The sequence below is a fragment of the Lysobacter sp. 5GHs7-4 genome (assembly GCF_021284765.1).
Classification (GTDB): domain Bacteria; phylum Pseudomonadota; class Gammaproteobacteria; order Xanthomonadales; family Xanthomonadaceae; genus Lysobacter.
The window spans coordinates 1,871,073-1,891,197 of sequence record NZ_CP089924.1 but is presented as its reverse complement, the minus strand read 5'-3'; the positions used below and the strand labels follow the sequence as shown (position 1 = coordinate 1,891,197).

The 20,125-nt window shown below is 70.3% G+C and carries 15 protein-coding genes; 6 read left to right on the top strand and 9 right to left on the bottom strand.

Annotated elements, in window-relative coordinates; all coding sequences use genetic code 11:
• The first annotated feature begins 3 nt into the window (after positions 1 to 3).
• From phoR to LVB77_RS08445, 4 genes are all read left to right on the top strand, one after another.
• On the top strand, positions 4 to 1,353 hold the full coding sequence (phoR, locus tag LVB77_RS08460; RefSeq protein WP_232909712.1) for a phosphate regulon sensor histidine kinase PhoR: 1,350 nt from the start codon (positions 4 to 6) through the stop codon (positions 1,351 to 1,353).
• 97 nt (positions 1,354 to 1,450) lie between these two features.
• Complete coding sequence (gene ppk1, locus LVB77_RS08455; RefSeq protein WP_232909711.1) at positions 1,451 to 3,550, top strand: polyphosphate kinase 1; 2,100 nt, start codon at positions 1,451 to 1,453, stop codon at positions 3,548 to 3,550.
• Positions 3,547 to 5,076, top strand: a complete 1,530-nt coding sequence (gene ppx, locus LVB77_RS08450; protein WP_232909710.1) for an exopolyphosphatase — start codon at positions 3,547 to 3,549, stop codon at positions 5,074 to 5,076. The genes ppk1 and ppx overlap by 4 nt, the downstream gene beginning before the upstream one ends.
• A gap of 111 nt (positions 5,077 to 5,187) precedes the next feature.
• Positions 5,188 to 5,562 (top strand): hypothetical protein, encoded by a 375-nt coding sequence (locus LVB77_RS08445; RefSeq protein WP_232909709.1) that lies wholly within the window; start codon positions 5,188 to 5,190, stop codon positions 5,560 to 5,562.
• Positions 5,563 to 5,786: 224 nt separating this feature from the next.
• Here the strand turns inward: LVB77_RS08445 and mdoH are convergent, their stop codons facing one another.
• The 6 genes from mdoH to LVB77_RS08415 form a co-directional block, all read right to left on the bottom strand.
• On the bottom strand, positions 5,787 to 7,673 hold the full coding sequence (mdoH, locus tag LVB77_RS08440; RefSeq protein ID WP_232909708.1) for a glucans biosynthesis glucosyltransferase MdoH: 1,887 nt from the start codon (positions 7,671 to 7,673) through the stop codon (positions 5,787 to 5,789).
• 11 nt (positions 7,674 to 7,684) lie between these two features.
• Positions 7,685 to 9,196: a glucan biosynthesis protein gene (locus LVB77_RS08435; protein WP_232909707.1), complete on the bottom strand. Its 1,512-nt coding sequence runs from the start codon at positions 9,194 to 9,196 to the stop codon at positions 7,685 to 7,687.
• A 217-nt stretch (positions 9,197 to 9,413) separates the two neighbouring features.
• On the bottom strand, positions 9,414 to 11,570 hold the full coding sequence (locus LVB77_RS08430) for a prolyl oligopeptidase family serine peptidase (protein ID WP_232909706.1): 2,157 nt from the start codon (positions 11,568 to 11,570) through the stop codon (positions 9,414 to 9,416).
• A 63-nt stretch (positions 11,571 to 11,633) separates the two neighbouring features.
• Positions 11,634 to 13,454: a hypothetical protein gene (locus LVB77_RS08425; protein WP_232909705.1), complete on the bottom strand. Its 1,821-nt coding sequence runs from the start codon at positions 13,452 to 13,454 to the stop codon at positions 11,634 to 11,636.
• Between the two features lie 27 nt (positions 13,455 to 13,481).
• Positions 13,482 to 14,408 carry an ABC transporter ATP-binding protein gene (locus tag LVB77_RS08420; protein WP_232909704.1) on the bottom strand — a complete coding sequence of 309 codons (927 nt, stop codon included), beginning with the start codon at positions 14,406 to 14,408 and terminating at the stop codon, positions 13,482 to 13,484.
• Positions 14,409 to 14,442: 34 nt separating this feature from the next.
• Positions 14,443 to 14,853: a GntR family transcriptional regulator gene (locus LVB77_RS08415; protein ID WP_232909703.1), complete on the bottom strand. Its 411-nt coding sequence runs from the start codon at positions 14,851 to 14,853 to the stop codon at positions 14,443 to 14,445.
• A 195-nt stretch (positions 14,854 to 15,048) separates the two neighbouring features.
• Here LVB77_RS08415 and LVB77_RS08410 point away from each other — a divergent pair, with 195 nt between their 5' ends.
• Together LVB77_RS08410 and LVB77_RS08405 are read left to right on the top strand one after the other, a co-directional pair.
• Complete coding sequence (locus LVB77_RS08410) at positions 15,049 to 16,230, top strand: glycosyltransferase family 1 protein (protein WP_232909702.1); 1,182 nt, start codon at positions 15,049 to 15,051, stop codon at positions 16,228 to 16,230.
• Positions 16,231 to 16,235: 5 nt separating this feature from the next.
• Entirely contained in the window at positions 16,236 to 16,778 is a 543-nt protein-coding gene (locus tag LVB77_RS08405) for a phosphatase PAP2 family protein (RefSeq protein ID WP_232910208.1), read from the top strand.
• Positions 16,779 to 17,035: 257 nt separating this feature from the next.
• On the opposite strand, the gene LVB77_RS08400 is transcribed toward LVB77_RS08405, so the two are convergent.
• From LVB77_RS08400 to creD, 3 genes are all read right to left on the bottom strand, one after another.
• Positions 17,036 to 17,923, bottom strand: coding sequence for a carbon-nitrogen hydrolase family protein (locus tag LVB77_RS08400; protein ID WP_232909701.1), 888 nt, complete (start codon positions 17,921 to 17,923; stop codon positions 17,036 to 17,038).
• A complete protein-coding gene (locus LVB77_RS08395; protein ID WP_232909700.1) occupies positions 17,920 to 18,528 on the bottom strand; it encodes a GNAT family N-acetyltransferase in 609 nt (202 codons plus the stop codon). The genes LVB77_RS08400 and LVB77_RS08395 overlap by 4 nt, the downstream gene beginning before the upstream one ends.
• Before the next feature lie 143 nt (positions 18,529 to 18,671).
• On the bottom strand, positions 18,672 to 20,039 hold the full coding sequence (gene creD / locus LVB77_RS08390; protein ID WP_232909699.1) for a cell envelope integrity protein CreD: 1,368 nt from the start codon (positions 20,037 to 20,039) through the stop codon (positions 18,672 to 18,674).
• Positions 20,040 to 20,125: the final 86 nt, after the last annotated feature.

The window sequence follows — 20,125 nt, the reverse complement described above, 5'->3', positions numbered from 1 at the left end:
GGTATGCCACCCCGCGCCCGATCCGCCTGGTTCCGCACCCTGGGACAGCTGTTGCTGGTCCTGGTGGCCGCGGCCGTGGCCGGTCTGGCGATCGGCCACCCCTGGCCGGTGGTGACGCTGGCCGCGCTGAGCGTGGTCGCCTGGCATTACTGGCGGCTGCGCAGCGTGCTGATCCGCCTGACCGCGCGCCAGCGCCTGACGCCGCCGCTGGGCGAAGGCATCTGGAACGAACTCGACCGCCTGCTGCACCGCAGCCAGGCCGAGATGCGCGGACGCAAGCGGCGCCTGATCGAGATGCTGCGCGCCTACCGCGCCGCCGCCGCCGCGCTGCCCGACGCGATCGTGGTGGTGGAACGCAACAGCCAGCGCATCCAGTGGTTCAACCAGGCCGCCAACGGCCTGCTCGGCCTGCGCTATCCGCGCGACATCGGCGGCTCGCTGTCGCAGAAGCTGCAGCCGCTGCAGCTGTCGCACTGGCTGGCCGCGGGGCGCAACGCCGAACCGCTGGAAGCCGCCTCGCCGTGGAACCCGTCGGCGACGCTGAGCCTGCGCCTGATCCCGTACTCGGAAAACCTGTGGCTGCTGGTGGCGCGCGACGTCAGCCGCCTGCTGCAGTTGGAGCAGATGCGGCGCGACTTCGTCGCCAACGTCTCGCACGAGCTGCGCACGCCGCTGACCGTGGTGCACGGCTACCTCGACATGCTGGACCCCAGCGAGCACCCGGACTGGGCGCCGATGCTGGCCGAGATGCAGCGCCAGTCGCAGCGCATGACCCAACTGGTCGAGGACCTGCTGATGCTGTCGCGGCTGGAATCGCAGGACAGCCTGCCGGCCGAGGAAACCGTGGCCATGTCCTCGATGCTGTCCACGCTCAAGCGCGAGGCGATGGCGCTGAGCCAGGGCCGCCACGAGATCTCGATGGAGGATCTGGCCGGCGTGGACCTGTGGGGTTCCAACAAGGAGCTGCACAGCGCCTTCTCCAACCTGGTCAGCAACGCGATCCGCTACACCCCGGCCGGCGGCTCGATCAAAATCCGCTTCCGCCCCGAACAGGCCGGCAACGGCCGCGGCGTGGTGCTGGAAGTGATCGACAGCGGCTACGGCATCCCGGCCGCGCACCTGCCGCGCATCACCGAGCGCTTCTACCGCGTGTCCACCAGCCGTTCGCGCGAAAGCGGCGGCACCGGCCTGGGCCTGTCCATCGTCAAGCACGTGCTGAACCTGCACCAGGCGCGGCTGGAGATCGTCAGCGAGGTCGGGCGCGGCAGCAGCTTCGCCTGCCACTTCGGCGTCGACCGCATGCGCAGCCGCGATCACGCTTACCTCGATACGCTGCCCGACGTGTTGCCTTGATCGTCATGCCCCGATCCTCCTGTTCCGATAGTTGCGTACCGACCGTCCGCCGCCCGCCCTCCTCCAGCGCGACCCGCCCGTGAATCTCGAGCCCGCCATGAACGCCGCCCTCACCAACACGCTGTCCGACGCCGGCCACGACACCGATCCGCTGCGCGACCACAGCCTGTACTTCAATCGCGAGCTGTCGCAGCTGGATTTCAACTTCCGCGTGCTGGCGCAGGCGCAGGACCCGCAGGTGCCGCTGCTGGAGCGGTTGAAGTACCTGTGCATCTCCTGCACCAACCTCGACGAGTTCTTCGAGATCCGCGCCGGCACCCTGCGCCATGCGCAGGACCTGGGCCTGATTCCCGGCGCCGACGGCCTGCCGCCGGCGACCGTGCTGTCGCGCATCCACGACCGCGCCGCCGACCTGGTCAAGGCGCAGTACGAATGCTGGAACGAAGTGCTGCGCCCGGCCCTGCGCGACGCCGGCGTGCGCGTGCTGGGACGCGACTCCTGGAACGCCGCCCAGACCCGCTGGCTGCGCAACTACTTCCGCGAGGAAGTGATGCCAGTGCTGTCGCCGCTGGGCCTGGACCCGGCGCACCCGTTCCCCAAGATCCTCAACAAGTCGCTCAACATCGTGGTGGTGCTGGAAGGCAAGGACGCGTTCGGCCGCGCCGGCAACCTCGCCATCGTGCGCGCGCCGCGCTCGCTGCCGCGCATCATCCAGATGCCGGAGAACGTGTCCGGCGGACAGCACGATTTCGTGTTCCTGTCCTCGGTGCTGTCGACCTTCGTCGACGAGCTGTTCCCGGGCATGGACGTCAAGGGCGCCTACCAGTTCCGCGTGACCCGCAACTCCGAACTGCTGGTGGACGAGGAGGAGGTCGACAACATCGCCCTGGCCCTGCGCGACGAGCTGGTCGGGCGCGGCTACCTGCGCGCGGTGCGGCTGGAGATCGCCGAGCAGTGCCCCAAGCCGATCGTGCGCAGCCTGCTGGAAAACTTCGACCTGCCCGAGAACGCGGTCTACCGCATCAACGGCCCGGTCAACCTCAACCGCGTGATCCAGGTCTACGACCTGGTCCAGCGCCCCGAACTCAAGTTCCCGCCCTACCAGCAGCGCCAGCTGCCGGGCGTGGAGAGCATGTTCGACAAGGTCGGCAACGGCGACGTGCTGCTGCACCATCCCTTCGACGCGTTCACGCCGGTGCTGGAGCTGATCCGCCAAGCCGCCGAAGACCCGAACGTGCTGGCGATCAAGCAGACCCTGTACCGCGCCGGCAAGGATTCGCCGATCGTCGAACAGCTGGTGCAGGCCGCGCGCAACGGCAAGGACGTGACCGTGGTGGTCGAACTGCGCGCGCGCTTCGACGAGGAAGCCAACCTGGGCCTGGCCGACCGCCTGCAGGAGGCCGGCGTGCAGGTCGTGTACGGCGTGGTCGGCTACAAGACCCACGCCAAGATGCTGCTGATCGTGCGCCGCGAGGGCCGCAAGCTGCGCCGCTACGTGCACCTGGGCACCGGCAACTACCACAGCGGCACCGCGCGCGCGTACACCGACTTCGGCCTGATCACCGCCGATCCGGACATCGGCAACGACGTGCACCTGATCTTCCAGCAGCTGTCCGGCCTGGCGCCGTCGCTGAAGCTCAAGCGCCTGCTGCAGTCGCCCTTCACCCTGCACGCGGGCGTGCTCAAGCGCATCGACCGCGAGACCAAGCATGCACGCGCCGGCAGGCCGGCGCGCATCGTCGCCAAGATGAACGCCCTCAACGAGCCGCAGGTGATCCGCGCGCTGTACCAGGCCTCGCAGGCCGGGGTGCAGATCGACCTGATCGTGCGCGGCGCCTGCACCCTGCGCCCCGGCGTGCCCGGCGTGTCGGACAACATCCGCGTGCGCTCCATCGTCGGCCGCTTCCTCGAACACCACCGCGTCTACTGGTTCGGCAACGACGGCGAGCCCGACCTGTTCTGCTCCAGCGCCGACTGGCTGGAGCGCAACCTGCTGCGCCGGGTCGAGACCGGCTTCCCCATCCTCGACCCGGCCCTGGCCGAACGCGTCTTTGATGAGGCCCTGAGCAACTACCTGGCCGACAACCTCAACGCCTGGGAACTGCGCGCCGACGGCGGCTACGACCGGGCCGTGCCGCAAGGCGACGCCATGCCCCATTCCGCACAAGCCACTTTATTGGCGAAAATCTGCGGATGAACGACGCTTACCCGACCACCGCCCTGCCGCTCCAGGACGGCGACCTGCTCGCCGCCGTCGACCTGGGCTCGAACAGTTTCCACATGGTGGTCGCGCGTTACGTGCTGGGCCAGCTGCGCATCGTCGACCGCCTGCGCGAGACCGTGCGCATGGCCGAGGGCTTGGACCGCAAGGGCGGCCTGAGCCCGGAAGTGCGCCAGCGCGCGCTGGAATGCCTGTCGCGCTTCGGCCAGCGCATCCGCGACGTGCCGCCGCAACGCGTGCGCGCGATCGCGACCAACACCGTGCGCCGCCTGGCCGCGCCGCAGAGCTTCCTGATGCCGGCCGAAACCGCGCTGGGCCACGCCATCGAAGTGGTGGCCGGCCGCGAAGAGGCGCGCCTGATCTACCTAGGCGTGGCCCACGCGCAGCCGTCCAAGCCCGGCGAACTGCGCCTGGTGATCGACATCGGCGGCGGCTCCACCGAATGCATCATCGGCAGCGGCTTCGAGGCGATCGAGCGCGAAAGCCTGCAGCTGGGCTGCATCGCCACCACCCGCCGCTTCTTCGAGAACGGCAAGCTGTCGAAGAAGAAGTGGCGCGACGCGCTGACCGAAGTCACCGCCGAGTTCCAGCAGTTCGCCGGTACCTACCGCGCGCTGGGTTGGCAGGAAGCGCTGGGCTCGTCGGGCACCAACAAGGCGATCGGCGACATCTGCGCGGCGATGAAGCTGACCAAGGGCGCGGTCACCGCCGAGGCGCTGCCGCTGGTGCGCGACCGCCTGCTGCAGGCCGAACGCATCGACCTGATCGACCTGCCCGGCCTGTCCGCCGACCGCCGTCCGGTGATCGCCGGCGGCATCCTGGTGCTGGAGGCCGCCTTCAACGCGCTGGGCCTGAGCCGGATGGCGGTGAGCAAGGCGGCGATGCGCGAGGGCGTGCTGTACGACATGCTCGGCCGCGGCGGCGCCGACGATCCGCGCGATGCCTCGGTGGCGGCGATGATGCAGCGTTACGGCATCGACGAAGGCCAGGCCGCACGCGTGGAGAGCACCATGCTGCGCCTGTTCGACCAGGTCGCCGGCGCCTGGGCGCTGGACCCCGACGACCGCCTGATGCTGAGCCGCGCCGCGCGCCTGCACGAGCTGGGCCTGGCGCTCGCGCACAGCCAGTACCACGTGCATGGCGCCTACGTGGTCGAGCACTCCGACATCTCCGGCTTCTCGCGTCAGCAGCAGCAGTTCCTGGCTGCGCTGATGCGCACCCATCGCCGCGGCATTCCCAAGAGCGCCTTCGACGCCCTGCCCGATCGCCTGTTGGCGAGCGCACGCCGCAGCGCCGCGCTGCTGCGTCTGGCGGTCTTGCTGCACCGCGCCCACGAGGCCGATCCGATTCCGCAGTTGGATGCGCACGCCGAGGGCAACACCCTGACCCTGACCGTGTCCAAGCGCTGGCTGGACTCCCGGCCGCTGGTGCGCGCCGACCTGGAAGGCGAGCCGCAGGACGCGGCCGGCCTGGGCATCGCGCTGAAGCTGTTGGCGGCCTGAACGGCCGTAATCGAAATTGCGACCGCCGGCACGCTGACGACCTTAGGATGATTGCGCGCCCCTCGGCGCTGACCCATCATGCCGGCCGTCCGCGCAACCGACCCCTCCCCCATGTCCCCTTCCCGCTTACGTTCCGCTCTGGCCTGGGGCACGCTGATGCTGGTGGCCGCGGCGCTGGGCGCTTGCAACAAGGAACACACCGCGACGGCGGCCACCGCGCCCAAGGACGTCGCACCGGCGGCGGACGGCGCCAAGCGCAGCCAGGCCCTGTACCTGCTCGACGACGGCCGCGTGTACAGCCCGCAAGGCCCGGTCGAACTGCCGCTGGCGATCCGCGCCCTGGGCCCGGCGGCGACCACCGAAGTGATCCTGCAGGGCTGCAAGGCCGACCTGGACTACCGCTACATCACCTTCGCCTTGCGCACGCTCAAGGCCAACGGGTACGAGCGCATCACGCTCAAGGGCGGCGGCGCGGCCTGCGGTTGAAGGGCGTGGGGTTGAAGGGCTGAGAAGCCAAAGCCAAAAGCAAATCCCCCTCAATCCCCCTTTTTCAAAGGGGGAAGCCGAACGCCGTCGCATGAAGATCCCCCCTTTTTAAAGGGGGACGCCGAACGCCGTCGCATGACGTTCCCCCCTTTGAAAAAGGGGGGCTAGGGGGGATTTGCTGTTGCCGTTGCTGTTGCTTTCGCTCCCGCTCCCTACCCCATCCCCTACCCCGCCTCGATCGCCCGCCTCAACTCCGCCGCGCGTTGCAGCACCTGCGGCGGCGCGATCTCCTCCGGCGTGCGGAAAATGCCGATGCGGCGCAGCCAACGCCCCGGCGCGCGCGCCGAGGTCAGCGCCACGATCGGTATCGCCAGCAGCAGCCCGGCGATCACCGGCGACATCCACGCCGCCAGCGACGGCGACACCGCATAGGCCATGAACAACGACAGCAGCCCCAGCATCGTCGCGCCACCGTAACTGCGCACCAGGCCCGACAACGGCAGGGTGCCGTCGTCGCGACGCTGCGATTCCCAGCCCGAATCCCTGCCCGCCAGCACCTCGGCGATGCCGCGCGACTGCACGTACATGGTCACCGGCGCCATCAGTGCGGCCAGCAGCGTTTCCAGCAGCATGCTCAACAGCGCACGCAGCGCGCCGCCGCAACCGCGCCGGGTCGCGCCGTCGGTCATGGACGCCACGTAACCCATCAGCTTGGGCGCCAGCAGCACCGCCATGGTCACCACGAACACCCAGGTGAAGCGCTCGGGATCCTGCTCCCGCCAGTACTGGGTCGGCGAGAAACCCGGCAGCGAAACGTGGCCCCAGACAAAACCCGCGCGTTCCAGCGGAATCGCCAGGCCGATCAGCATCAGCATCGCCCACATCGGCGCGGTGAAGTAATGGCCGATGCCGATCAGCAGATGCCAGCGGCTGACCCAGTGCAGGCCCTTGGCCGGCAGCACCGCCGAATGCTGCAGGTTGCCCTGGCACCAGCGGCGGTCGCGCACCAGCATGTCGGTCAGCGACGGCGGGCCTTCCTCGTAGCTGCCGGCCAGGCCCGGCACCATGTGCAGCGCCCAGCCGCCGCGCCGCAGCAACGCGGCCTCGACGAAATCGTGGCTGAGCACGGTGCCGCCGAACGGCCGGTAGCCGCGCAGCTCCGGCAGGCCGGCATGGGCGGCGAAGGCCGCGGTGCGGATGATCGCGTTGTGGCCCCAGTAGTTGCTCTCGGCGCCGTGCCACCAGGCCACGCCGTGCGCGATCACCGGCCCGTACACGCGCCCGGCGAACTGCTGCATCCGCGCGAACAGCGTGTTGCCGTTGACGATCATCGGCAGGGTCTGGATCAGCGCCACGTCGGGATGACGCTCCATCGCCGCGGCCAGGCGCACGATCACCTCGCCGGTCATCAGGCTGTCGGCGTCCAGGATCAGCATCTGCGGATAGGCGCCGCCGAAGCGCCGCACCCACTCGGCGATGTTGCCGGCCTTGCGCTCGGCGTTGTCGTCGCGCCGGCGGTAATACAGCCGCGCATGCCCGCCGGTGCGCTCGCGCAGCGCCGCGAACGCCACGCGCTCGGCCTGCGCGATCGGCTCGCGGGTGGTGTCGCTGAGCACGAAGAAGTCGAAACTGTCCAGCCGCCCGGTCGCCGCCACCGATTCGTAGATCGCCTGCAGGCCCGCCATCAGACGCTGCGGATCCTCGTTGTAAGTGGGCATCAGCAAGGCGGTGCGCACGCCGGGTTCTGGCAGCGCGCCGGTATCGCCCAAGCCCAGGCGCGCGCGCCGCTGCGACACGATCTGCACGAACCCGGCCAGCGCGCTGAAGAACGCCAGCGCGATCCACGCGAACAGCGCCACGAACAGCACCAGCAGCAAGGCCTCCAGCACGTTGATGCCGTTGCCGCGCAGCACCCACCAGATCTGGTAGGCGGCGATGTAGGTCAGCAGGCCCGATCCGACCAGGATGTAGGCGCGTCGCCAGGCCATGCCGCGCGGCGCGGTCGGCGGATGCGGATTGGCCAGCGCGCCCGCGCCCAGCGACTGGATCGGCATCTCCAGCGGCGCCTCGGGCGGCAGCACGGTGGCGACATCGGCGGCGCTCGCGCTCATCGGCGCCGTGCTCATGCAGTCCAACGATAGAGCCAGGTTTCGGACAGCGCGCCGCCGGCGTCTTCCAGACGCGCGCGCAACTCGACGCTGCGCTCGCTGCCGGGGTCCAGCTCGAACGCGATCCGCCAGGTCCCGCGCGCGGGCATCGCGTGCGCGACCACGTTGGCGACCTTACCCGTGCCGGCCGACACCACCGCGCGCGGCTCGCTGCCGGCGGGCAGTTGTGCGAGCGTGCCGCCGCTGAGATCGATCACGATGCGGCGCGTGTGCTTGGCACCCGCGCCGATGCGCGTGCCGGAAACGGTGGCCAGGCGCGGCAGCCATTCGTGGCGGTCGCACCAATGCAGGCGGTAGTCGTAGCGATGCTCGCGTCCGGCCGCCAGCGGCTGCGCCGGACGCCAGTAGGCGACGATGTTGTCGTGGAATTCGTCGGCGGTCGGGATTTCGATCAGGCGCACGCTGCCCTCGCCCCAGTCGCCGACCGGCTCGACCCAGGCGCTGGGCCGGCGCTCGTAATGCGCCTCGCTGTCGGCGTAGTCGGCGAACTCGCGCTTGCGCTGCATCAGACCGAAACCGCGCGGCGCGCGATCCTCGAACGCGCTTTCCTGCAGCACCGCCGGATTGTGCAGCGGCCGCCAGATCTGTTCACCGCGTCCGTTGATCAAGGCCAGGCCGTCGGAGTCGTGCACGGCAGGCCGGTAGTCGTCGATGCCGTTGCGGTCGTTGGCGTCGAACTGGTACATGCTGGTCAGCGGCGCGATGCCGACGCGGTCCAGGCTCACGCGCGGATACAGGCGCATGCTCACATCGAACACGGTCTGCGCGCCGGGCACGATGGTGAAACGGAATGCCGCGGCGGCGCTGGGGCTGTCCATCAGCGCATGCACGATCGCGCGCTGCGCGCCGGCCGCCGGGCGTTCCAGCCAGAACGCGCGGAACACCGGGAATTCCTCGCCGGCCGGATCGGCGGTCTTGATGGCCAGGCCGCGCGCGGACAGACCGTAGGCCTGGCCCTTGGCGACCGCGCGGAAGTAACTCGCGCCCAGAAACGCGCAGACCTCGTCGAAGTAGTCGGGCCGGTTGAGCGGCGCGTGCAGGCGGAATCCGGCATAGCCCAGGTCGTTCTCGCTGGGCGCGCTCACGCCCTGGAAGCGGAACTGCGAGGGGCGGTACACCACCGGCGTCGCGCGTCCGCCGCTGACGTCGTAGATGTCGACGCGGTCGCGGAAGAAAAAGCCGCGATGGAAGAACTGGGCCTGGAACGGCAGATTCAGTCCGCGCCACAAGGCCTGGTCGGGGTTGTAGCGAATGCCGCGGTACTGGTCGTAGCCGATCTTCTCCAGCGATGCCGGCAACTGCTTGGACTGCGGTTTGAACGCCTGCGCGGCCAGCGCGCGCGCCAGCGCCGGCACGGTGTCCTCGTCGAACGCGGTGGCCGCGGCGGCGGCCGCGCGCGTGGGCGCGCTCCACAGGCCCAGCAAGGGCCATGACAGCCCGGCCAGGATCACTTCTCTTCGGCGCATGCGCGCTCCTTCCAATCTCATCTGGGCGCGATTGTAGGGAGTGAGTTGTTAAGGCAAGCGCGAAATGCGATGCGATCCGGCCGGCAACTGTGTCCGCGATTGCAAGTAATCGTTTACAGGCGCGCGCGGGCCGCAGAAAAAAACCCCGGCTTGCGCCGGGGTTTGGGGGACGAACCAAGACGATCGCGCGTCGGTTCGAAAAATCGTCGATGTCGGATCAACGCGCGCCCGCGGCGGCGGTTGACGCGGCCGGTACCGGCAGCAGTCCGGCCAGATCGGGCCCGGCCAGACGCAGATTCTTGCGCAGGTGCGCGCGCAGCTCGGCGTCCGGCGCGCGCGGCGCGGCGCCGCCGAGGCGGCAGTGCAACATGCTTTCCAGCAGGAACAGATAGGCCTCGCGCGTGCGCGGATCGACCAGCGAATGGCCGCCCTGCGCATCCACGAACAGGCTCACATCCTTGTCCAGGGCGCGCAGCGTAGCAGCGTAGTGCAGCACGCTGCGGATCGGCACGCGCTCGTCGTCGCCACCGGCCAAAAGCAGCACAGGCCGGCGCAGGCCGCGCGCGTTGGCGACCGGCGACTGCGCCCGCAGGCGCTGCGCGATCGCCGCGTCGGCCGGGTCGAGATCGAGCAGGCGCATCGTCGTCGCCAACGGAATGCCACGCGCGAACTGGTCCTGACTGCGCGCATAGGATCGCAGCACCCAGCCGAAATCCGCCGGCGGCACCGCGGCCACCGCGACTTTGAACAGCTCCGGCTGGAAGGTCACGCCCTGCAGCGCCGAGTAGCCGCCGAAGGACGCACCGAAGATGCCGACGCGCTCGCCGTCGCCGATGCCCTGGGCCAGCAGGTAACGCACGCCCTCGACGATGTCCTGCTGCACGCGGCCGTTGCCGAAGTCGCCGCGGCCGGCGCGCATGTACTCGTCGCCGTGGCCGGTGGACCCGCGGAAGTTCGGCTCGAACACCACATAGCCGCGGTTGGCCAGCAGCTGGGTCTGGGCGCTGAACTCCGGACGCGTCAGATTGAAGGGACCGCCGTGCACGTTGGCCACCAGCGGCGCGCGCGCGGGGTCCACGCCCGGCGGCACCGAGACGAAGCCGTGCAGGCGCATGCCGTCGGAGGCGCGATAGGCGAAGGCGATCTTGCGCGCCATCGCCGCCTCCGGCAGCGGCGCCTGGGTGTCGCGACCGTGGCGAAAACCGCTATCGGCGAGGATTTCGCGGAACCGCGCAGTCGCCGGATCGTACAGGTGCAGGCGCTCGCCCTTTTGCGAGCCCGCGCGCTCGTGCACCAGCCAGCGCGCGCCCGCGCCGCTGCCGACCTCGATGCGCAGATTGCGGCCCGGATAGCGACGCCCGATGGCTGCGAGGTTGCGTTGCGCGAGCGCGGTGAGGCCGTAGTTGGCCGCGCGCGTGCTGCGGTAGCTGGCGATCAGCGGCTGCCGGCTCAGCGGGTCCAGCACCACCGCGTCCAGGTCGGCTTCGCCGCGCGGATCGGCGTGGGCGGTGCGCAGCACGCCGTCGCGGCCCAGCCGCGCCAGGCGCAGGTAGCCGGCACCGATACTGGAGGACAACCACAATCCGTCGCCGTCGGCGCTCAGCGGCGCGCAACGCTGCAAACGCTGGCAGCGCAGCACCGCGTGCAGGCGCGCGCCGTCCTTGCGGTAGATCGCGTATTCGTCGCCCTCGACCAGGACGAGGTAACGCAGGCGCCCTTGCGCGTCGAACGCGCTGTCGACGATCTGCCGCGCCGATTCGTGCAGCAGGGTTTGCCGCCCGTGCAGGTCGACGCGGTACAGGCGCCAACGCTTGGGCAGGCGCGATACGAACGGCGGGCTTTCCAGCACGATCGCCGCCGCCGGCAACGCCGGGTCCACCGCTTCGAAGCTGCGCTCCCAGCGTCCGCCCAGCTTGGCGATCGCGCCCGAGCCGCTCTGTCCGGCCACGGCCAGGGCATACAGCTGCTGCGCCGATTGCAGCAGCAGCCAGCGACTGTCGCGCGACCAGTCCAGTCGATCGGCCTCGGTATGCGCGAGCAGACGCCGCGGCGCGCCGCCCGCGGTCGGCAGCAGCCAGACGCCGCGGTTGCGTTCGCCCTGCAACAGGTAGGCGACGTGGCGCCCGTCGGGCGACAGCCAGGCGCCCATCAACTCAGGGCGTGCGAGGAACTGCGCACGCGAGAACTGCGGCGCCGGCGCACGGGCGCGCTCGGCGGCGACGGCGGCGCGCAGCTCGGAGGCATCGTCGGCGTGCGCGCGCGCGCCGACGCACAGCAGCACCACGATCAGCGCGTCGCGCAACAGGCGTCGCAGCAGCGAACTGCGCGCAGCGGTCTGCGTCCGCGCCCTGGGGGCGGTGGGGAACGGGCTCATCGGCCTCTCCTGCGGGACCCGTCGCGGACGGGTCGGCGGTGGAATCGGAACGGGATGCGTGACTCAGGCCATCGCCGCTTGCGGCAAGGGCACGGGCTCGGCGATTTCGCGCGGTCGGTACAGCAGCCACAGGCTCATCAGCGCCGGCAGGCTGAGCACGGCGCAGGCGACGATCCAGGCGATGCGCGCCGGCCGCGACAAGGCCGTGCGCGGCAGGCGCCACAGCGCGCCCAGCACGGCCAGCAACGCGAGCGCGGCGGCAATGATCTGCGCCGAGCGCGGCACCGGCGGCGTCGCCATGTCGCGCGAGAGCAGATAGCCGCCGGCGAACGCGCCCAGCAGCGCCTTCTGCGCGCGGTACAGCAGCGGCGAGGTGTACCAGTTCTGGTAGCGCCAGGCGACCGGATAGTCCTGCGTCAGCAGGCGGCGCGCCACCGTCTCGACGCGACCGGCCGCATCGACGCGCAGCATTTGCTGATACGGCTCGACGCCCTCGGCATTGTGCGAGGCGTAAGTGAACAGGAACGACACCAGGTAGCCGTCCAGCAGCTCCATCAGATCGATGCGCACCAGATCGCCGCTGCGGCCGGGCAGCGGCACGCGCTGGCGCGGCACCAGCACGCCGTCGTCGCTGTCCAGCTCGCGCAGGTCGTAGAAGTACAGGGCGCGATTGCTGAGCACCAGCGCGCTGTCGCCGGCCTTGTCCACGCCGGTCAGCACTTCGCCGCGCGGCAGGCGCACGCGCGGCAGCACGCGCTGCTCGTCGCTGTCGTACTGGTAGATGGCGCCGCGCGCCACCAGCAGGCCGTTCGGACCGGGTTCCACCGGCTCGGGGAACGCGGCGTCGCCGTCCACGCCCAGGCTGCCGACGGCGCGCTTGTCGACCAGGCTGTAGCCCTGGAAACGCAGGCTGTCGTGACTGAACACCCAACGCACCCGCCGCTGCTCGTCGTCGAACTCCATCGGCGTGCGGTTGGTCAGCTGGTGGCGCAGCGACAGGCCGCGCAGGCCGGGACCGGTGCCGTAGATTTCGGAAATCTGCGCCTGTTCGCGCCACAGCTCGGTCTGCGGATCGCGGCTGGCCTGCAGGCCCATGCGCATCAGATCCTTGCCCTCGGCGAACTCGGACTCCTTCTCGCCGCCCGGCGTCGCCACCGCGATGTTGTTGGGATGCGAGCCCTGCGCGATCCAGACGAACTCGACGCCGAAGCCCACCACCACCAGCGCGAACCACATCGCGAACTGCAGCGGCACGGCCACGATCACGGTGGCGGCGGCATCGCGCGGCGCCGCGCTCAGGTCGGGCTTGAACGCCACCAGCACCATCGCCGCCAGCCAGGCCAGCAGCATCAGCTGCAGCGCGATCGCGCCCAGGCCGGTGGCGCGGACCAGCAACAGCGCGAACACCGGCACCAGCGCCGACCAGCCGTAACGCTTGTCGACCAGCATGGCGTAGCTGCCGGCCAGGTAGGCGCACAGCGCGATCAGCAGGCCCGAGCCGGCCAGCCACAGGTGGCGCGTGTCGAGCACGCGCGCGGTCATCCATGCCTGCCAGCCCGAGGCGAGCAGCAGCGGCAGCAGGATCGCGATGGCCAGCAGCACCGCGCCGGCGCCGAACAACGCCAACGCCACCCGCCAGTGCGGCAGCGGCCGGTGCAGCAGATTCAGCCACGCGTTCGGGCGCCGATAGCCGCCCATCTGGTACAGGCCCAGCAGCAGACCGCTGCAGGCGTAGACGATGCCGATGACGTGGTAGACCACATAAGGCTGCTGCGCCACGTCGACGACGCGGCCCATGAAGCCCAGTACGGTCAGTTGCAACGCCGCATAGCCGATGGCCCAGGCGCGGAAGCGCAGCAGTTCGGCCTTGAACAAATCCCACATGACGTAATCCCCGAATGAGCGAGCCGATCAGCCCGCCGCTTCCACGGCGGCGGGTGCGGCGTGGTTCTTGGCCAGGAAGCCGTTGACCGCGCGGTCCAGGCTGACCGGCATGCTTTGCACCGAACGCGCGCCGCTGGCGCGCAGGAACTCGGCGAAGTCCTCGTCCTGGTCCAGCACCAGGTAGTGATGCAGTCCGTCCAGGCGCTGCGCTTCCAGCAGGCCGGGCACGGTTCGCGGATCCGGCCCCTTGAACGGGATGTCGGCCACCCAATGACGCACGCGCGCGCAGAAATCCTCGGGCGCCGACATGTTCTTGAGCTGGCCGCGCTCGAGAATGATGAGGTTGTCGGCGACGCGCTCGATCTCTTCCATCTGGTGCGAGCAGTACACCACCGTGCAATCGTCGCTGGCGTTGCTGTACATCAGCGACTCCAGGAACGCGCGCTTGGCGACCACGTCCAGGCCCAGCGTGGGCTCGTCCAGCACCAGCAGCTCGGGCCCTTGCGCCAGCGCGATCGCCAGGTTCAAACCGGCGCGCTCGCCGCGCGAGAGTTGGCCGACCTTCTGCTCGGGCAGCACGTGGTAATGGTCGAGCACGCCGCGGAACGCGCTTTCGTTCCAGCGCGGGTACTGGCGGCGATGCATGTCGACCACCGCCGACACCCGCATCCAGCCCGGCAGGGTGTGTTCCTCGTTGACGAAGCCGATGCGCGCGCGGTCGCCGGGCGTGAGCCGCTGGCTGTCGCGGCCGAGGATGCTGGCCGTGCCCGCGGTCGGCGGCAGGAAGCCCAGCAGGATCCGGAACAGCGTGGACTTGCCGGCGCCGTTGGCGCCGACGATGGCATGGATGCGGCCGCGCGGGATGCGCAGGTCGAGGCGGTCCAGAGCGAGCTTGCGGCCGTAGCGCTTGCTCAAGGCCTGGGTCTGGATCACGTAGTCGTGGTTGTCTGACATGGCGATGGTCTGGGATAGGGAGTGGGATCAGCGCTCAGGCGGTCTTGCGCGGAACCAGCGCGAGAAACTCGCGCTGCAGGCGCGCCTGCAGCTCCTCCGGCGCATAGCCCAGCGCGATCACGTCCTGCATGAAGCGCTGCACGGCCTCCTCCAGGCGGCGTTCGCGCTCGGGCTCGCTCAGGCGCTGGCGCACCGGCGCCACGTACAGCCCCAGGCCCTGGCGCGACTCCAGCCAGCCCTCGGCGGCGAGTTCGGCGTAGACCTTGGCGACGGTGTTGGGATTGATCGTGAGTTGCTGGGCCAGCCCGCGCACGCTGGGCAGTTGGTCGCCCGGCACCAGTTCGGCGGTGGCGATCTTCATGCGCACGGCGTCGGCGATCTGCTTGCCGATCGGGCGCGGATCGCCGGTGGCGATCTGGATCATCAGCGGGCGGGTACGGGCCATCGGGCGCTCCTGGACTGTACTAACTGTACTATTGTCACTAGTACAGCTTAAACGGCCATCGCCGTCAATCGGCTTCGTCGCCGTATCCGGCGTTTCGTCGCAAAGGCCCGGCCATCGCGCGTCATGGCGCGGTCACGGCGGTGACATGGCCGCTTAACGCCGCGCGCCCAGGCTTGCCCAAACCGGGAGCCGCGCATGCGCTACGCGATCGTCAGCGAGACCTACCCGCCGGAGATCAACGGCGTGGCCCTGACCGTGCAGGGTCTGGAGCAGGGTCTGCGCGCGCGTGGCCATCAGGTCGCGCTGGTGCGTCCGCGCCAGCCGCACGAGCGCGACAGCGCCGCCCACGAACTGCTGATGCGCAGCCTGCCGCTGCCGCGCTACCCCGGCCTGCGCGTGGGCCTGCCGGCGACGCGGCAACTGGTCGAGGCCTGGCGCGCGCAGCCGCCGGATGCGATCTACGTCGCCACCGAAGGCCCGCTGGGCTGGTCGGCGGTGCGCGCCGCGCGGCGCCTGGGGGTGCCGGTCGCCACCGGCTTCCACACCCGCTTCGACGAATACATGCGCGACTACGGCCTGCCGTTCCTGGTCGGCACCGCGCTGCGCTGGATGCGCCGCTTCCACAACGCCGCCGATGCCACGCTGGTGCCGACGCGCGAGCTGGCCGAATTCCTGCGCGTGCGCGGGTTCGAGGACGTGGTGCGGCTGCCGCGCGCGGTCGACACCGCGCTGTTCGATCCGCGCCGGCGCAGCCAGGCGCTGCGCCGCGCCTGGGGCATCCCCGACGGCGGCGTGGCCGCGATCTATGTCGGCCGCATCGCGCCGGAAAAGAACCTGGACCTGGCCGTGCGCGCGTTCCGCGCCCTGCAGCAACAGCGGCCCGAGGCGCGCTTCGTCTGGGTCGGCGACGGCCCGGCGCGCGCCAAACTCGAACGCGAGCATCCGGATTTCGTGTACTGCGGCCTGCGCCGCGGCGAGGCCCTGGCCGAGCATTTCGCCAGCGGCGATCTGTTCCTGTTTCCCAGCCGCAGCGAGACCTTCGGCAACGTGACGCTGGAGGCGATGGCCAGCGGCGTGCCGACTATCGCCTTCGATTACGGCGCCGCCCACGAACACCTGCGCGATGGCGAGCACGGCGCCGCGATCGCCGACGGCGACGAGGCCGGCTTCATCGCCGCCGCGGTGCGCATCGGCAGCGACGACGCGCTGCGCGCGGCGATGGCGCGCGCCGGCCGCGACGCGATCGCCGACCTGCGGCCGGAGCAGGTCGCGGCCGATTTCGACGCCGTGCTCAGCGGGCTGGCCGACACCGCGCCGCGCCGCCCGCCGCGGCACGGCAAACCCCTGGCAGTGCAGGACGAACGGGAGGTCGTATGAACCGCATGCCGTTGCGCAAACGTTTCAACGCCGGCGATTCGGGCTGGTGCCTGCGCGTCAACCGGGTCTGCGAACGCAGCGGCTCGCGCGCCTACTTCGCCGCGATCAGCCGTCTCGGCGACGGCGTGTTCTGGTATCTGCTGATGGGCGCGCTGGTGGTGGTGGACGGCTACGACGGCCTGATGGCCTCCGCCCACCTGGCCGCGACCGGCGCGATCGCGCTGACCCTGTACAAAGCGCTCAAGCGCTGGACGCGGCGCCCGCGCCCGTTCGCCTCCGACGCGCGCATCCACGCCTGGGTGGCGCCGCTGGACGAGTTCAGTTTCCCGTCCGGGCACACCCTGCACGCGGTCGCCTTCAGCCTAGTGGCGATGGCGCACTACCCGGTGCTGGCCTGGCTGCTGGTGCCGTTCACCGCCAGCGTGGCCCTGTCGCGCGTGGTGCTGGGGCTGCACTACCCCAGCGACGTGCTGGCCGCCACCGCGATCGGCAGCACGCTGGCGGGTCTGTCGCTGTGGTTGGTGCCTGGGGTGTCGTTGTTCGTTTGAGGTGGTGCCTGCCTCACTCCAACCTGGCCCCGGCCCGACCGCACAGCGGTCGGACGTTCGCTGCGGCGCGAGCCCATGGCTCGCAAGCGCCGCCGCTCACCCCGCTCGCGGGAGTAGGTGCCCGCAGGGCGGATGAGGGCGCGCAAATCGCGGGTAACAACGCAAGCTCGATGTGGCGCGTGCCCTCACCCACCCTCTCTCCCGCTAGCGGGAGAGGGGCTAAGCAGGGCGCTGTTGTTCCGTTCGCGGGAGAGCGGCTAACGCTGCCAGTCCGTCACCACCGCCCGCGCGATCCCCGGCGCGCCCTGCCCCGCCCAATCGCGGTCGTTCGCCACCTGCGCCTGCTCCCTGCTCGCGTCCAACGCGGCGAAGTCCAGTTCCGCCACCGCCCAAGGCTGCTGACCGCGCGTCGCTGCGACGATGCCGTCGGCGGGCAAGCCTACGTCCATCGGCGCGTAGATCGTCGCCTCGCCGGTGTTGACGTCCAGCGCCGGGCTCCACGCCGCGTCGCCGGCGGTCACCGCCTGGGCGACGAAGCAACGGTTCTCCAGCGCGCGCGCCAGGCAGCCCACGCGCACGCGGGTGGCGCCGGCCGGCGTGTCGGTGCAACTGGGCGCGATCAGCAAACGTGCGCCGGCCTCGCATTGCGCGCGCACCGGCAACGGAAACTCGATGTCGTAGCACACCGCGATGCCCGCGCGCGTGCCGCCGGCGGCGAATACACGCAGCGCGTCGCCGGCCTCGATCACACCGGCGCGCTTCTCGAAACCGGTCAGCTGCAGCTTGTCCTGCCACAGCACGCCACCGTCGGGCGCGAAGGCGTAGCTGCGGTTGCGATAACGGCCCTGCCCGTTGTCCAGCAGGAAACTGCCGGCGACCACGTGCATGCGCAGCTCGCGCGCTAGCAGGCCGTACAGTTCCAGCCAAGCGCCGTGATAGTCCTGGATCGCGATCAGCGAGGCGTGCAGATCGCCCTGGGTCGCCGCGCCGAAGGTCGCGCCCAGCTCCAGCGCCAGGTATTCGGGCAGCACCGCCAGGTCGGCGCCGGCGCGTTTGGCTTCGCCCAGCCAGCGCGCCTGCTTGTCGGCGAACTCGGCGAAGCTGCGCGGCGCGTCGATGCGGTATTTGGCCACCGCGACCTTCATCGCTGCCGCTCCAGCGGCCGCAGCCAATAGTTCAACGTGTGCGCCACCTCGCCGCGTCCGACTTCCCGCCAGGCCAGGCGGGCTTGCAGCTGCGGATGCGGGCGATAGCCGCGCTTGCCCCAGAACTCGTCGTTGCCGCGCTGGAACGGCGGCCGGCGCGGATCGTCGGGCGCGCGCTCCACCGCGCAGAAGCCGGTCCAATCGAACCCGCCCAGCGAGCGCGCATGCGCTTCGCGTTCGTCGAAAAAGCGATGCCCCACGCCGCGTCCGCGGTAGGCCGGCAGCAGCACCGATTCGCCGCAGTAGAAGATGCGCTGGGGATCGAACGCGGTATCGGCGAAGGGCGCCAGAAAATCCTCGGACTCGTCGCCCAGCGGCAGCCCGGTGGATGCGCCCACGACCCGATCGCCGTCGAAGGCCAGCACCGCGATGCTGCGCCAGGAGCGCAGATAGGTCTGCAGGTACAGCGCCTCGTAGTCCGCGTCGCCGTCGTAGAGATAGGGCCAGTCGCGAAACACCGCGATGCGCAGGCGCGCGATGTCGTCCAGGTAAGGGGCGATCGCCTCGCCCGCATAGCGGCGTATTTCGATCATGGGCGCGTTCATCCAGGCAGTGTAGGCGAAGCGCGGCGCCGCGCGGTTCGCGGCCGGCCCGCGCGATCGCGGCTCGATCGGCGGCGCCGGCGCGAACGTCGCCAACGAAAAGCGGCCGCGGGCATCCCTGCCCGCGGCCGCGACCTCGTTGCCGATCAGCGCGCCAGCGGGCGCGAGCCGGCCAGTTGGTACCAGTCGACCTTGCGGGTGATCACCATCACCGCGGCCAGGATCAGGAACAGCAGGCCCGCGCCCATCACCAGTGCGTTGTCCTCCGACACCAGCAGGCCGTACAGCGCCGCGTACAGCGTGGCCAGCATCGCCGCGAAGCCCAGACCGCGGCCGACGCTGCGCAGCACCGCGCTCAGGTAGAAGCCCAGCAGGCCGATGCAGGCCAGGCTGGCGGCCAGGTAGGCCCAGGCGAAGGCGATGTGCTCGCTGAGGCTGACCAGCAGCAGGAAGAAGATCGCCAGCGACAGGCCGACCAGTCCGTACTGGATCGGGTGGATCGGCAGTTGCTTGATCAGTTCGAAGATGAAGAAGCCGACGAAGGTCAGCAACACGAACAGCAGGCCGTACTTGCTGGCGCGATCGGCCTGCGAATAGACGTTGACCGGATCGACCAGGGCCACGGCGACCGCGTCGATGCCGCCGGTGGTGACCACGTCGCCGCCTTCGCCGTCGCCGCCCTCCACGCTGGGCGAGGTCTTGCCGTCCAGGTACTGGCGCTGCGCGCTGGTGGCCAGCGAGGACACCTGCCAGTCGGCGTTGAAGCCCTGGCCGCCGATGTCGCGGGTGCGCGGCAGGAAGCTGCCGCCGAAGCGCGGGTGCGGCCAGCTCGACTGGATCGCGAAGCGGTTGCTCTTGGCCAGCGGCACCAGCGCCAGCGATTCGGTACCGCCCAGGTTGAAGTCCAACTGGGTGCGCAGGTTCAGCACCTGGCCGGGCTCCGGCACCGCCAGGCGGGTGTGCACGCCGCCGCCGTCGCGGCTGCCCAGGCCTTCGTCGACTTCCACCGCGACGCCGTCGATGCGCAGCACCGGCGTCGACAACAGGCCGCGCACGTCGGCGAAGCCGTAGCTCAGCCAGGGCTGGCCGATCTTGCGGCTATGCCCCTGGGGCGGCGCGGTCTTGGGCAGTTCGGCGCGGAACTCGGCCTTGGCCTGGGCCTGCCACTCGTAGACGCGCACTTCGTGCAGGCCCAGCCGGCGCGTGCTGGGCTTGAGCGGGCCGCGCACGTCCAGGGTGGTGGGGAAATAGGTCCAGCGCCCCGGCAATTCGTGCACGACTTTGCGCACGAAGCCCTTCTCGTCCTTTTCCTCGGTCTCGACGGTGTCGGTGTACGGCACCACCAGCACCGGCCCGGTGAAGGCCTGCGCGCCGGCATAGCTGCGCGCGATCGTCGCCACGGCCTGGTTGCGGTAGCTCTGGCGGTCGTTGATCACGCCGCGGATCAGCAGCAGCGGAATCAGGATCGCCAGGGTCATGCCCAGCACCAGAAACACTTTCAACCACAGTCGCATGTCCCTCTCCTCGTCATTGCGGTGACGGCAGGATGGGCGCGGCCTGGGTGGAGAGGATGGGGGGTGGGTGAAGTGGTGGTGAAGTG